Genomic DNA, 12,288 nt, shown 5'->3' with positions numbered 1-12,288 from the left:
CTGCACCAGGCCGCTCATGGCACTGATCGAACTCGACGGCATCGAGCGCATCTTCACCCTGGGCGACAGCCAGGTGCATGCGCTGCAGTCCGTGAGCCTGCGCATCGAGGCCGGCGAATACCTGTCGGTGATGGGGCCGTCCGGCTCGGGCAAGTCCACCCTGCTCAACCTGCTCGGCCTGCTCGACCGCCCCAACGCCGGCCACTACCGCCTGGAAGGACGCGACGTCACCACGCTGGATGCCAATGAGCAAGCCGCACTGCGGCGCGAACGCATCGGCTTCGTATTCCAGAGCTTCCATCTGGTGCCACGCCTGTCGGCCGCCGAGAACATCGCCCTGCCACTGATGCTGGCCGGCCTGCCGGTGGCCGAGCGCCACACGCGGGTGGCCGCCGCGCTGCACGACTTCGGCCTGGAGGGCCGCGCCGGCCACCGCCCGGACCAGCTCTCCGGCGGCCAGCGCCAGCGCGTGGCGATCGCCCGCGCCACCATCATGCGCCCGGCGCTGCTGCTGGCCGACGAACCCACCGGCAACCTGGATCGCGCCACCGGCCAGGAGGTCACCCGCCTGCTCGAAGAACTCAACGCCGGCGGCGTGACGCTGATCGTGGTCACCCATGACCCGGCGATGGGTGAACGCGCACATCGGCGCATCCGCATGGAAGACGGACGCATCGTCGGCGACCTGCGCCGGGGTGTGCCGCCGGCGGGCTGATGCACACCGCGGACACGCTGCGCTTCGCCACCCGCGCGGCCGCCGGCAACCTGCTGCGCACCGCGCTGATGGTGCTGGCGATGGCCATCGGCGTGGCTGCGGTGGTGGTGCTCACCGCGCTGGGCGACGGCGCGCGGCGCTACGTGGTGGGCGAATTCGGCGCCCTGGGCAGCAACCTGATCATCGTGTTGCCGGGGCGCTCCGAGACCGGCGGCATCAACCCGGGCAGCTTCGTCACCGCCACGCCGCGCGACCTCACCGTGGAAGACGCCGAGGCCCTGCTGCGCTCGCCCTGGGTCGCCCGCATCGCGCCACTGTCGGTCGGCAGCGGCGAAATCTCCACCGGCGGACGGCTGCGCGAGGTGACGGTGGTGGGCACCAGTGCCGACTTCACCGTGGTACGCCAGCTCGACGTGGCCGCCGGCAGCTTCCTGCCGCGCGAGGACCTGCGCCGCAGCACCAACGTGGCGGTGATCGGTGCCACCATCCAGCGCGAACTGTTCGGCGTGGAGCCCGCGGTCGGCCGCCTGGTGCGCATCGGCGACCGGCGCTTCCGCGTGATCGGCGTGATGGCCGCCGCCGGCCAGGGCCTGGGCATGAACACCGACGAAATGGTGATCGTGCCGGTGGGTGCCGCACTGGCGATATTCGACACCAACACCCTGTTCCGCATCCTGGTCGAGGCGCGCGACCGCGGCGCGCTGGAAGCGGCCAAGGCCGACATCGCCGAGATCATCCGCAGCCGCCATGCCGGCGAGGAGGACGTGACCCTGCTCACCCAGGACGCAGTGCTCGCCACCTTCGACCGCATCCTCGCCACGCTGACCCTGGCGGTGGCCGGCATCGCCGCGATCAGCCTGGCGGTGGCCGGCATCCTGGTGATGAACGTGATGCTGGTGTCGGTAACCCAGCGCACTGCCGAAATCGGCCTGCTGAAGGCGCTCGGCGCCGAGCCGCGCACCATCCGCCGCGTCTTCCTGGCCGAAGCCGCCCTGCTCTCGCTCGCCGGCGGGCTGGCCGGGCTGGCGCTGGGCCACGGGGGCGCCGCGCTGCTGCGCCTGGCCTGGCCGGTGCTGCCGGCCTGGCCGCCGGACTGGGCGGTGGCCGCCGGGCTGGGCACCGCGCTGGTCACCGGCGTGCTGTTCGGCGTGCTGCCGGCACGCCGCGCCGCCCGGCTCGACCCGGTGCAGGCGCTGGGGAAGAAATAGCCCATGGCCTGGCGCGACTTCCTCTGGCTGGCGCTGCGCGCCCTCACCGCCCACCGCCTGCGCAGCTTCCTGACCCTGCTCGGCATCGCCGTGGGCATCGCCGCGGTGATCCTGCTCACCTCGATCGGCGAAGGCCTGCACCGCTACATGCTGGCCGAATTCACCCAGTTCGGCACCAACATCATCGAGGTCACTCCCGGGCGCCAGGGCGTGGGCGGCGGCCCGCCCGGCGTGCCCAACACCGCGCGCGAACTCACGCTGGAAGACGCCGCCGCGCTCGAACGCCTGCCCAAGGTCACCGGCGTCACCCCGGTGGTGTTCGGCAACACCGAGGTGCAGGGCAACGGCCGGGTGCGGCGCACCGCCATCTACGGCGTGGGCAGCGGCTTCGTCGACGTGGTGACCATGCGGGTCGGCAGCGGGAGCTTTCTGCCGCCGGACGACCCGGCCCATGCACGCGCCTTCGTCGTACTGGGCGCCAAGCTCAAGCGCGAACTGTTCGACGAGGCCAGCGCACTGGGCGAACGGGTGCGCATCGGCGGCGAGCGCTACCGGGTGATCGGCGTCATGGAGGAAAAGGGCCAGGTGCTCGGCTTCGACCTCGACGACATGGCCTACATCCCGGCCGGCCGGGCGATGGCCCTGTTCCGCCTCGACGGGCTGCTGGAAATCAACGTCTCCTATGCCGAAGGCGTGCCGGCAGCCGGCGTGGCCGCCGACATCCGCCGCGTGCTCACCGCCCGCCACGGCCGCGAGGACTTCACCCTGACCACCCAGGAAGACATGCTGCGCACGCTGTCCAACATCCTCGGCATCCTGACCCTGGCGGTCGGCGCGCTGGGCGGCATCTCACTGGCGGTGGGCGCGGTGGGCATCGTCACCATCATGACCATCGCGGTGGCCGAACGCACCAACGAAATCGGCCTGCTGGTGGCGCTGGGCGCGCGGCGCGGCACCGTGCTGGGGCTGTTCCTCGCCGAGGCGGTGCTACTCTCCGCGCTGGGCGGTGCGCTCGGCCTCGCCGCCGGCATCGGCGTCGCCCAACTGGTCGGCCTGCTCGCCCCGGCCCTGCCGGTCGGCACGCCCTGGCAGTTCGTCGTGCTCGCCGAACTGATGGCGATATCCATCGGGCTCGTCGCCGGCGTGCTGCCGGCGCGCCGCGCCGCCGGCCTGGACCCGGTCGAGGCACTGCGCGCCGAGTAGCCGTTTCCCCATCCCTTGTTTGCGCCAGATCAAACGCCGCGCCGCCGCCGCCGCAATGGCGGACCGGCGGGTCTAGAGTAAAAGTAGCCGGCAGCAGCGGCCGCATGGGTCGTGGCCGCACAGACTACATAACAGGAGGGGATCATGAGCTTCTTCGACTCACCGATCGCGCGCTGCGAGCGAGTCCACGAGATCGTCCTGCTCGACGAGACGCAAGAGGAATGCGCGCGGGAACACAACTGTCCGCCAGGGCAGATATGCCCGCTGGCAGGCTGTTTCACCAGCATCAGCGGCCTGGATCCGGGGGACGAGGCGATGTATGCCGCTCCCCATCACAAGGGGTCCCGCCGGAGCCGCAGCACGGCCCCCCGGGCGCAGGCCTGACAGCGGCACCCGTTTGCCGCGCGCCTGAGCGGCGGAGCACAACCCCCGGCGCGGGCGCGCAGCGAAACCAGCGAAAGCCTCCCGCAAGCCGCGCAATGCGGCGCGGGAGGTTTTGCATGCCTCATCCGCAGTCGTTCCGCTTGCGGGGGTTCCGTCCCTTCTTCCTCCTTGCCCTCCCCCTTCCAACCATCCCTCGCCGCACCGTGTCCTTGTACTCCATGCACGCTTTCATCCTCCTCCGTACGACGCTTGCAGGATGAGAATGAGAACTTATACTGTCAACTTGATCCACATCAAAGCAGCCTCTCCCGCTCCTACGCAGAGCCCGGCCGGATTCACGAACGCGGGGCAAGAGGAGTATGCATGGATACTGTCACCGAACCGGCCAGCGCCGCGGCCGGCAAGCTGGACGAACGCTACCGCCGCCTGATCGCCGCCGAACCCGGACTGCGCATCCGCGACGCGGCCGAACGCCTGGGCAGCAGCGAACTGGCCCTGCTGCGCCTGGGGCACGGCGGCGAGGCCACACTTCTGGGCGGCGACTTCGCCGCGCTGCTGCAGGAGGCTGGCAGCCTCGGACGGGTGATGGCGCTGACCCGCAACGCCTGCTGCGTGCACGAGCGCAAGGGCGTATATGAAAAGTTCGCCTTCTACGCCGAAGGCGTCGGCCTGACCGTGGGCAAGGACATCGACCTGCGCCTGTTCATGCGCCACTGGCGGCACGGCGTGGCCGTCGAGCAGACGCGCGGCGAACGCCGCGCGCGCAGCCTGCAGTTCTTCGACGCCGACGGCCATGCGGTGCACAAGATCCACCTGCTCGAAGACAGCGACACCGGCGCGTTCGCACGCCTGGTCGCGCGCCATGCCGGCCGCCCGCCGCCCGCCGCGGCGCCCGACGAGGCCGCCGAACCGCTGCTCACCGACGAAGCGCTGGCCGACGCGGGGGTTTTCCACGCCGAGTGGGACGCCCTGCGCGACACCCACGACTTCGCCGGCCTGCTCAAACGCCACCATCTCGACCGCCGCGCCGCCTTCCGCCTCGCCGGCCCGCGGCGCGCCGAACGGCTCGACCGCCTCGCCCACCGCGCGGTATTCGGCGGCGCGCAGGCTCAGGGGCTGGCGATCATGGTGTTCGTCGGCAACCGCGGCTGCATCCAGATCCATACCGGCCCGGTGGTCCATCTCAGGCAGACCGGCGACTGGTTCAACGTGCTCGACCCGGACTTCAACCTGCACCTGCTGGAACCCCTGGTCGACCAGGCCTGGCTGGTGCGCAAACCCACCGTCGACGGCACCGTGACCTCGGTGGAGTGCTACGACGCCGCGGGCAGGCCGCTGATGTTCGTGTTCGGCCGGCGCAAGCCGGGCGAGGCCGAGAACGCCGCCTGGCGCGCGCTGGCCGAGGCCGCGCCGCGCCACGGAGCGCAGCCATGAACGGGGCGCTGCGTGGTGCCCTGCTGCTCGCGGTGCTGCTCGCCGCGCCGGTCTGCGCCGAAGGTCCGCAGCGGGTGCTCAGCGCCGGCGCCCACGTCACCGAGATCATCTACGCGCTCGGCGCCGAGGACCGCCTGGTCGGCGCCGACAGCCAGAGCATCTACCCGCCCGCCGCGCAGCAGTTGCCGCAGATCGGCTACGTGCGGCAGATCTCGGTGGAGGGCGTGGCCGCGCTGGAGCCGGAGCTGCTGCTCGCCGGCCACGACCTCGGGCCGGCAAGCGCCGTGGCCCAGTTGCGTACCTTGGGCATCGAACTGGTGCAGACCGGCCCGGCGCAGTCCATCGAGGAAACCGCCGAGCGCATCCGCGTGGTCGGCGAAGCGCTCGGCATGCCCGACGACGGCCGGCTGCTCGCCGACCGCGTGGCAGCCCGCGCCCAGCGCATCAGCGCGCACTACCGCGCGCTGCCGCAGCCGCCGCGCGCGGCGCTGTTCCTCGGCCGCGGCGCGGGCAGCGGCACTGGCGCCGGGCGCGATTCGGCCGGCGACGCGATGATCCGCCTGGCCGGCGGCATCAACGCGCTGGACGGCATGAGCGGCTTCAAGCCGGTCTCGGCCGAGGCACTGGTCGCCGCCGCGCCCGAGGTCGTCGTGCTGACCACCCACATGGTCGATGCCGCCGGCTCGCTGGAACAGGCGATCGATGCCGTGCCCGGCCTGCGCGACACGCCCGCTGCACAGAGCGGCCGCGTGGTCGCACTGGACATCGTCGAGCTGTTCTCCTTCGGCCCGCGGCTGCCCGAGGCCATCGCCCGCCTGGGCGCCGCCTTCCATCCACAGCACCCCGTTGCCGATCCACACTGAGGCATGGAGGCCAGCCTGAAACCACCCGACGGCCTCGCCAGCCCCCTGCCGGCCGGCGCGGGCCGTCCGCTGCTGCGCCTGTCGGCGAGCGCGCTGCTCGCGGTGCTGCTCGCCGGCGCGCTGCTGCTGTCGGTCACCCAGGGGGCTGTGCAGCTCAGCGTCGCACAGATCGGCGCGATCCTGCTCGAACGCCTCGGCTTCGGCGTCGACGTGGCCTACACCACCATCCAGGCCAACGTGCTGCTCAACGTGCGCCTGCCGCGCGTGGTGCTCGCCCTGCTGGTGGGCTGCGGCATGGCGGCGGCCGGCGCGGCCATGCAGGCGCTGTTCCGCAACCCGCTCGCCGACCCCGGCATCGTCGGCGTGTCGAGCGGCGCCGCGCTCGGCGCGGTGGCCTGGATCGTGCTGGCCGGCAAGATCGCCTGGCTGGGCGCGCTGTCCGGCTGGCTGGGCAGCTACGCGCAGCCCGCGGCGGCCTTCGTCGGCGGCGTGCTGGCGAGCTGGCTGATCTACCGCCTGGCACGGCTGGCCATCGCCGACGGGCAGACCCTGATGCTGCTGCTCGCCGGCATCGCCTTCAGCGCGCTGGCCGGCGCCGCCACCGGGCTGCTCACCTACATCGCCGACGACCAGCAACTGCGTTCCATCACCTTCTGGACCATGGGCAGCCTGGGCGGCGCCGGGTGGGCGGAAATCCGCACCCTGGCGGTGTTCATCCTGCCCGCAACGGCCGGCCTGCTGATGCTGGCGCGCCTGCTCGACGCGCTGCTGCTTGGCGAGGACGTCGCCGGCCACCTGGGCTTCGATCTGGCCCGCGTACGCCCGCTGCTGGTGATGCTGGTGGCGGTGCTGGTCGGCGCCTCGGTGGCGATGACCGGCATGATCGGCTTCATCGGCCTGATGGCCCCGCACATCGCCCGCCTGTGGATGGGGCCGGGCCACGTCCGCCTGCTGCCCGCCGCGGCGATGACCGGCGCGCTGCTGCTGGTGTGCGCCGACATGGCCGCGCGCACCGTGGCCGCGCCGGCCGAAGTGCCGGTGGGCCTGATCACCGCGCTGCTCGGCGGCCCGTTCTTTCTCGCCCTGCTCTCCGGGCGGCTTGGAGCACGCTGATGCTCGAAGCGCACCAGGCCGGCTTTTCAGTGCATGGCCGCAGGCTGCTCACGGGGGTCGATTTCCGCCTCGTGCCCGGCGAATGCGTGGCGCTGATGGGCCCGAACGGCGCCGGCAAATCCACGCTGCTGAAGCTCCTGAGCGGCGAACTGCATCCGCAGCCTGGCGAGGTGGTGCTCAACGGCCGGCCGATGCGGACGTGGACGATGCGCGCCCGCGCACGCGTGCGCGCGGTGCTGCCGCAGCACCTGGATCTGGCGTTTCCGTTCACCGCCTTCGAGGTCGCCCTGCTCGGCCGCACGCCGCATCACAGCGGCGCGCCCGGGCGGACCGACCGCGAACGGGTGCGCGAACTGCTCGCCCTGCTCGACGTGGCCCACCTGGCCGAACGGCCGTATACCCGGCTGTCCGGCGGCGAGCGCGCCCGCGTGCAGCTCGCCCGCGTGTTCGCCCAGATCTGGGACGACTGCGGGCCCGGCGGCCGCTACCTGCTGCTCGACGAACCCACCGCGCCGCTCGACATCGCCCACCAGCTCGCCCTGATGGAACGCCTCGCCGAGGTCGCCGGACGCGGCATCGGCGTGCTGATGATCGTGCACGACCTCAACCTCGCCGCCGCGCACTGCGACCGCATCGCGCTGCTGCGCGACGGCCGGCTGCTGCACGACGGCGCGCCACGGGAGGTGCTGACCGCCGAGCGGCTGCGCGAGACATTCGACGTGGATGCGGTGATCATGCCCCATCCGCGCCACGACCGCCCCTGGATCGCTTTCCATGCCCACGGCCCCACGGCGGCCTCCACGGACTGAATCCGGGAGCCGCCACGGGCCGCCGGGGCACCGCCTCCGCTTGCCATCCGCCGGCCACGACGCCGCACGAACCGACCGACAAGGAGCCCCCGATGCACACGCCAGACCCCGCCGCACAGCTCGCCGAGGCGCGCACCGCCGCGCAGCAGTTGCTGCACTCGGCGCGTTCGCTGATCCTCGCCAGCATCGACGAGCACGGTGCGCCGCTGGCCAGCTATGCGCCGTTCGCCCTCGACGAACACGGCGACTTCCTGATCGCGGTCAGCGGCCTGGCCGCCCACGGCCGCACGCTCGCGCACGACCGCCGGGTGTCGGTGCTGCTGATCGAGGACGAAGGCGCGGCGCGGCAGATCTTCGCCCGCCGGCGCCTGAACTTCGCCTGCACGGTGGACGCACTCGACGCCGCGGGCCGCACGGCCGCCTTCGCCGCGCTCGAAGCGCGCTTCGGCAGCATTGCCCGGCTGCTCGACGGTCTGCCGGACTTCAGCGCCTACCGCCTGCGCCGCGGCGCGGCGAATTTCGTCCTGGGCTTCGGCGCCGCATTCGCCTCGCCGTCCGGCGATCTCGCCGCCCTCGCTGCGCTGCGGCCGGAGAAAGAAACCTGAATCGCGGCCCGGCAATGCCGGGGCGCATACCCGCCGTCGTCGGCAAGCCGCGCCCGCCTTGCCTCGGCTTGGTATCAAAACTTTCCGCCACCCCACCCGCAGCGGGCCTTTGTGCGAGAATGCCGGGCGTTTTGCGCGCAGCACCGTCCGGTGCGCGCCCCTCACACGGAACCGCCCGCTTCCCATGGATTGGCTGCAAGTCGTCGTACTCTCGGTGGTACAAGGTCTCACCGAATTCCTGCCTATTTCCAGTTCCGCCCACCTGATCCTGGTGCCGGTCCTCACCGGCTGGCCCGATCAGGGTCTGGCCTTCGACGTCGCCCTGCACGTCGGCACCCTATCGGCAGTCGTGCTGTACTTCCGCCGGGAACTGAGCGACATGACCGTGAGTTGGACCCGCTCGCTCGCCACCCGCCGGCTCGACGCCGACGCGCGCCTGGCCTGGGCGGTGATCCTTGGCACCATTCCGGTCGGCCTGGCCGGACTGCTCGCGCAGGATCTGGTGGAAGCCCACCTGCGCTCCCCGGTGGTGCTGGCCGTCGGCATGATCGCCTTCGGCCTGCTGCTGGGCTGGGCGGACTGGCGGCAGCGCGGCACGCGCGACGAACACGAGATCACCTGGCGCGACGTGCTGGTGATCGGCTGCGCCCAGGCCCTGGCGCTGTTTCCCGGCACCTCGCGGGCGGGCATCACCATCACCGCCGCGCTGCTCACCGGCATGAGCCGCGAGGGCGCCTCGCGCTTTTCCTTCCTGCTTTCCATCCCGGTGATCGTGCTGGCTGGCGGGCTGGAAGCGCGCAAGCTGCTCACCAACGGACATCCGGTGGACTGGAGCACGCTGATCATCGGCGCGGTGCTCTCGGGCATCACCGCCTACCTGTGCATCCACTACTTCCTCGCCTTCATCCGGCGCATCGGCATGCAGCCCTTCGTCATCTACCGCCTGCTGCTGGGCGCGGTGCTGCTGTGGATCTATCTATAGGCACACCCAGCCCAGCGCACCCGCAACGATAATTCACGTTGTTCCCCTGCCCTGCGCAGGCCGTCTGAGCCAAGATGCGGCATCGGCCCGGCCACCCGGCCTGGCCTGCGTACATAGGGAATCCGGGATGAATCTTCTGACTTTTCTGATCGTCGGCCTGGTGGCCGGCTGGCTGGCCGGCGTGCTGGTGCGCGGTGGCGGACTCGGCCTGCTGGGCAATCTGGTGGTCGGCGTGATCGGTGCCGTGATCGGCGGCTCGCTGTTCGGCTTTCTCGGCCTGGGCGGCGGCCTGGTGGGCAGCATCGTGGTCGCCACGCTCGGCGCCATCGTGCTGCTGGTGCTGATCCGCGTCATCAAGCGCGCCTGAACGGCCGTGGACCGCAGCAGGCGGTCCGCGATCGCTCAGGCGCTGGCGTTGCCGGCGCGCGCGGCCTGCCCGACGTGCGCCGGAAAACGCCGCATCAGCCACACCAGCAGCGGCAGGCCCAGCAGGGCCAGCCCGGCGGTGATGAAGAAGAACACCGCCCAGTCGCCGTCCAGCCGGTCCACCATGTAGCCGGCCGAGGCCGACAGCCAGATGCGCGACAGATTGCCCAGCGAACTCAGCAGCGCGTACTGCGTGGCAGTGTAGGCCACGTTGCACAGGCCGGACAGGTAGGCGACGAAGGCCACGGTGACCAGCCCGCCGGTGAAGCTGTCGGACACCACTGCCACCGCCAGCATCCATTTCTGCTGCCCAACCATGGCCAGCGCCGCATAGGTGAGGTTGGTGCCCGCCGCCATCAGCCCGGCGACGAACAGCGCGCGCAGCACACCGATGCGCGCCGCCAGCACGCCGCCGAGGAACACCCCGACCAGATTGGCGGCGAAGCCGTAGAGCTTGGAGACCTCGGCGATGTCGGCCAGCGAAAAGCCCAGTTCGCGGTAGAACACGCCGGACATGCGGCCCAGCATGGCGTCGCCGAACTTGAACACGAAGACGAACACCAGCACCAGTACCCAGCCGTCGCGCCGCATGAACTCGGCGAAGGGCGCCACCACGGCATTGTACAGCCAGGCCGCGAGGGCCGCCGCGCGGGCCGGCATGCGCCCGGCGAAGCGCACGCGCACGGCATCCTCCTCGGCGGCCAGCGCAGCCGGCACGCCGCGCGTGGGTTCGGGGCTGCACAGGATGGCGACGATGCCCACCAGCACCGCCAGCGCCAGCACCTGATAGGACGCCTGCCAGCCGAAATACTGCGCCAGCAGCAGGCCGCCCGCGCCGCCCACCAGCGTGCCGCCCAGGTGCCAGCCCCAGATCGCCACCGCGGAGCCGGCACCATACTGTTCCGGTTCGAGCACGTCGATGCGGTAGGCGTCGATGACGATATCCTGGGTGGCGCTGGCCGTGGTGACCAGCAGCGTGGCCACCGCCATCATCCACAGGTGCTGGGCCGGCGCGGAGAACGACATCCACAGGATGGCTCCCATCAGCGCGAACTGGGTGGCCAGCGCCCAGCCGCGCCGCCGGCCGAAGCGCGTGGTGAGGCCAGGCAGATGCAGGCGGTCGATCAGCGGCGCCCACAGGAAGTTGATCGCGTACGGCGTGGCGGCCAGCGCGAACAGGCCGATGCTGGTGCGGCTGACGCCCTCGTCGCGCAGCCAGATCGACAGATTGGAGAACACCAGGGGCGCCGGCAGGCCGCTGGAAAAGCCCAGCGCCAGCAGGGTCAGCATGCGCCGGTTCCAGTACGTGGCGAAGGCCGCCGCCAGCCGGCCGCGCATCAGAAGCGCTCGTCCTCGCGCAGATAACGCCACTGCCCCACGGGCAGATCGCCCAGGCGCACCTTGCCGATGCGCACGCGCTTGAGGCCGACCACCTTCAGCCCGACCAGCTCGCACATGCGGCGGATCTGGCGCTTGCGGCCTTCGCGCAGGATGAAGTGCAACTGATCGCTGTTGGCCCATTCCACCTGCGCCGGGCGCAGCTTGCGGCCATCGAGTTCCAGCCCGTGGTTGAGCAGCGCCAGCCCTTCGGCGGAAAGCTCGCCCTCCACGCGCACCAGGTATTCCTTCTCGACCTTGGAATCCTCGCCGATCAGTTGGCGCGCCACCCGGCCGTCCTGGGTGAACACCAGCAGGCCGGTGGAGTCGATGTCCAGCCGCCCGGCGGGCGCCAGGCCCTTCAACTGGCTGGGATGGAAGTTCTGCGCCGCGCCGCGGTCGAACTGGTTGTCCGCGTTCACCAGCACCACCGCCGGCTCGTAGCCCGGCTCCGGCTGGCCGGAGACGTAGCCCACCGGCTTGTGCAGCAGGATGGTGACCCATTGCGCCTGCTGGCGGCGGGCTTCCGGTGCCAGGGTGATGTCGGCGCCGGGATCGATGCGCGTGCCCAGTTCGGTGATGCGCCGGCCATCGACGAACACCCAGCCGCGCTCGATCAGCCCGTCGGCCTCGCGCCGCGAGCACAGCCCGCGCTCGGCCATGATCTTGGACAGGCGCACGCCCTCGTCGGCGGGGCGTTCGGAACGCGCGGGTGCCGGACGCGCCGGCGCCGGGGCGCGCGCGGAGCGTTCGTCGGTACGCGCACGCGGCGCGCCGCCGCCCGCCGGCCGTGGTGTACGCGGCGCGGGCGTTTCATCCCGGCCGAAGCGGCCGGCGGGCTTGGCACGGCCACCGGGTTCCGCACGCTCATTGGCTCTGGAACGCTTCGCGAAGTCCGCGCGCTCCGCCCGGGGGCGTTCTTCGGTCTTCCTCCGCCCCTCGAAACCCAGACGCGCATCGCCGCCCGGACGCGCGGCGGAACGGCGGCCCTCGTCGTCGCGGGGACGCGCATCGGGCCGCGCGCGCCGTTCTCCGGCCGGCGGACGCTCACGCCGCCCGGCTTCGTTGCCGCGCTGTCCGTCCCGGTCGCCCCGCGCGCCGCGTTCGGCGCGTGGGCGCTCCCGCGCATCGGAACCTGCCGGGGGGAGACGGCGCGGCGCGGCGCGCTC

The 12,288-nt window shown here is 71.8% G+C and carries 13 protein-coding genes; 11 read left to right on the top strand and 2 right to left on the bottom strand.

Translation table 11 applies throughout. The annotated features are described in order from the left end of the window. Positions 1–16: 16 nt before the first annotated feature. From E6C76_RS21785 to E6C76_RS21735, 11 genes are all read left to right on the top strand, one after another. The gene (locus E6C76_RS21785) at positions 17–715 is read left to right on the top strand and encodes an ABC transporter ATP-binding protein (protein WP_136350378.1); all 699 of its coding nucleotides are present in this window, start codon (positions 17–19) and stop codon (positions 713–715) included. Continuing rightward, positions 715–1,923 carry an ABC transporter permease gene (locus tag E6C76_RS21780; RefSeq protein ID WP_136350377.1) on the top strand — a complete coding sequence of 403 codons (1,209 nt, stop codon included), beginning with the start codon at positions 715–717 and terminating at the stop codon, positions 1,921–1,923. Before E6C76_RS21785 ends, E6C76_RS21780 begins: the two co-directional genes overlap by 1 nt. A 3-nt stretch (positions 1,924–1,926) precedes the next feature. Beyond that, positions 1,927–3,126 (top strand): ABC transporter permease, encoded by a 1,200-nt coding sequence (locus E6C76_RS21775; protein ID WP_136350376.1) that lies wholly within the window; start codon positions 1,927–1,929, stop codon positions 3,124–3,126. Between the two features lie 144 nt (positions 3,127–3,270). Further along, the gene (locus tag E6C76_RS21770; RefSeq protein WP_136350375.1) at positions 3,271–3,510 is read left to right on the top strand and encodes a hypothetical protein; all 240 of its coding nucleotides are present in this window, start codon (positions 3,271–3,273) and stop codon (positions 3,508–3,510) included. Positions 3,511–3,873: 363 nt separating this feature from the next. Beyond that, positions 3,874–4,944 (top strand): hemin-degrading factor, encoded by a 1,071-nt coding sequence (locus tag E6C76_RS21765; RefSeq protein WP_136350374.1) that lies wholly within the window; start codon positions 3,874–3,876, stop codon positions 4,942–4,944. Then, complete coding sequence (locus E6C76_RS21760) at positions 4,941–5,807, top strand: heme/hemin ABC transporter substrate-binding protein (protein WP_136350373.1); 867 nt, start codon at positions 4,941–4,943, stop codon at positions 5,805–5,807. Before E6C76_RS21765 ends, E6C76_RS21760 begins: the two co-directional genes overlap by 4 nt. Before the next feature lie 3 nt (positions 5,808–5,810). After that, positions 5,811–6,920 (top strand): FecCD family ABC transporter permease, encoded by a 1,110-nt coding sequence (locus E6C76_RS21755; protein ID WP_136350372.1) that lies wholly within the window; start codon positions 5,811–5,813, stop codon positions 6,918–6,920. Beyond that, complete coding sequence (locus E6C76_RS21750) at positions 6,920–7,729, top strand: heme ABC transporter ATP-binding protein (protein ID WP_136350371.1); 810 nt, start codon at positions 6,920–6,922, stop codon at positions 7,727–7,729. Before E6C76_RS21755 ends, E6C76_RS21750 begins: the two co-directional genes overlap by 1 nt. A gap of 92 nt (positions 7,730–7,821) precedes the next feature. Next, complete coding sequence (locus tag E6C76_RS21745; RefSeq protein ID WP_136350370.1) at positions 7,822–8,334, top strand: HugZ family pyridoxamine 5'-phosphate oxidase; 513 nt, start codon at positions 7,822–7,824, stop codon at positions 8,332–8,334. Between the two features lie 184 nt (positions 8,335–8,518). Further along, complete coding sequence (locus E6C76_RS21740) at positions 8,519–9,316, top strand: undecaprenyl-diphosphate phosphatase (protein ID WP_136350369.1); 798 nt, start codon at positions 8,519–8,521, stop codon at positions 9,314–9,316. Positions 9,317–9,443: 127 nt separating this feature from the next. Further along, positions 9,444–9,683, top strand: coding sequence for a GlsB/YeaQ/YmgE family stress response membrane protein (locus tag E6C76_RS21735; RefSeq protein ID WP_136350368.1), 240 nt, complete (start codon positions 9,444–9,446; stop codon positions 9,681–9,683). Positions 9,684–9,718: 35 nt separating this feature from the next. Here the strand turns inward: E6C76_RS21735 and E6C76_RS21730 are convergent, their stop codons facing one another. Beyond that, a complete protein-coding gene (locus tag E6C76_RS21730; protein WP_136350367.1) occupies positions 9,719–11,080 on the bottom strand; it encodes an AmpG family muropeptide MFS transporter in 1,362 nt (453 codons plus the stop codon). Continuing rightward, positions 11,080–12,288 (bottom strand): pseudouridine synthase (locus tag E6C76_RS21725; protein WP_230976363.1); only part of this gene is annotated, 1,209 nt, incomplete at its 5' end. The genes E6C76_RS21725 and E6C76_RS21730, both read right to left, overlap by 1 nt.

The sequence above is a fragment of the Pseudothauera nasutitermitis genome (genome assembly GCF_004801295.1).
Classification (GTDB): Bacteria; Pseudomonadota; Gammaproteobacteria; order Burkholderiales; family Rhodocyclaceae; genus Pseudothauera; species Pseudothauera nasutitermitis.
Note: the sequence above shows the minus strand (reverse complement) of the source record. Positions and strands in the feature narration are given on the sequence as shown.

Excerpts from the sequence above, each read along its gene's own strand:
- E6C76_RS21785 (WP_136350378.1), top strand. The coding sequence starts at position 17 with ATGGCACTGATCGAACTCGACGGCATCGAGCGCATCTTCACCCTGGGC.
- E6C76_RS21780 (WP_136350377.1), top strand. The coding sequence starts at position 715 with ATGCACACCGCGGACACGCTGCGCTTCGCCACCCGCGCGGCCGCCGGC.
- E6C76_RS21775 (WP_136350376.1), top strand. The coding sequence starts at position 1,927 with ATGGCCTGGCGCGACTTCCTCTGGCTGGCGCTGCGCGCCCTCACCGCC.
- E6C76_RS21770 (WP_136350375.1), top strand. The coding sequence starts at position 3,271 with ATGAGCTTCTTCGACTCACCGATCGCGCGCTGCGAGCGAGTCCACGAG.
- E6C76_RS21765 (WP_136350374.1), top strand. The coding sequence starts at position 3,874 with ATGGATACTGTCACCGAACCGGCCAGCGCCGCGGCCGGCAAGCTGGAC.
- E6C76_RS21760 (WP_136350373.1), top strand. The coding sequence starts at position 4,941 with ATGAACGGGGCGCTGCGTGGTGCCCTGCTGCTCGCGGTGCTGCTCGCC.
- E6C76_RS21755 (WP_136350372.1), top strand. The coding sequence starts at position 5,811 with ATGGAGGCCAGCCTGAAACCACCCGACGGCCTCGCCAGCCCCCTGCCG.
- E6C76_RS21750 (WP_136350371.1), top strand. The coding sequence starts at position 6,920 with ATGCTCGAAGCGCACCAGGCCGGCTTTTCAGTGCATGGCCGCAGGCTG.
- E6C76_RS21745 (WP_136350370.1), top strand. The coding sequence starts at position 7,822 with ATGCACACGCCAGACCCCGCCGCACAGCTCGCCGAGGCGCGCACCGCC.
- E6C76_RS21740 (WP_136350369.1), top strand. The coding sequence starts at position 8,519 with ATGGATTGGCTGCAAGTCGTCGTACTCTCGGTGGTACAAGGTCTCACC.
- E6C76_RS21735 (WP_136350368.1), top strand. The coding sequence starts at position 9,444 with ATGAATCTTCTGACTTTTCTGATCGTCGGCCTGGTGGCCGGCTGGCTG.
- E6C76_RS21730 (WP_136350367.1), bottom strand. The coding sequence starts at position 11,080 with ATGCGCGGCCGGCTGGCGGCGGCCTTCGCCACGTACTGGAACCGGCGC.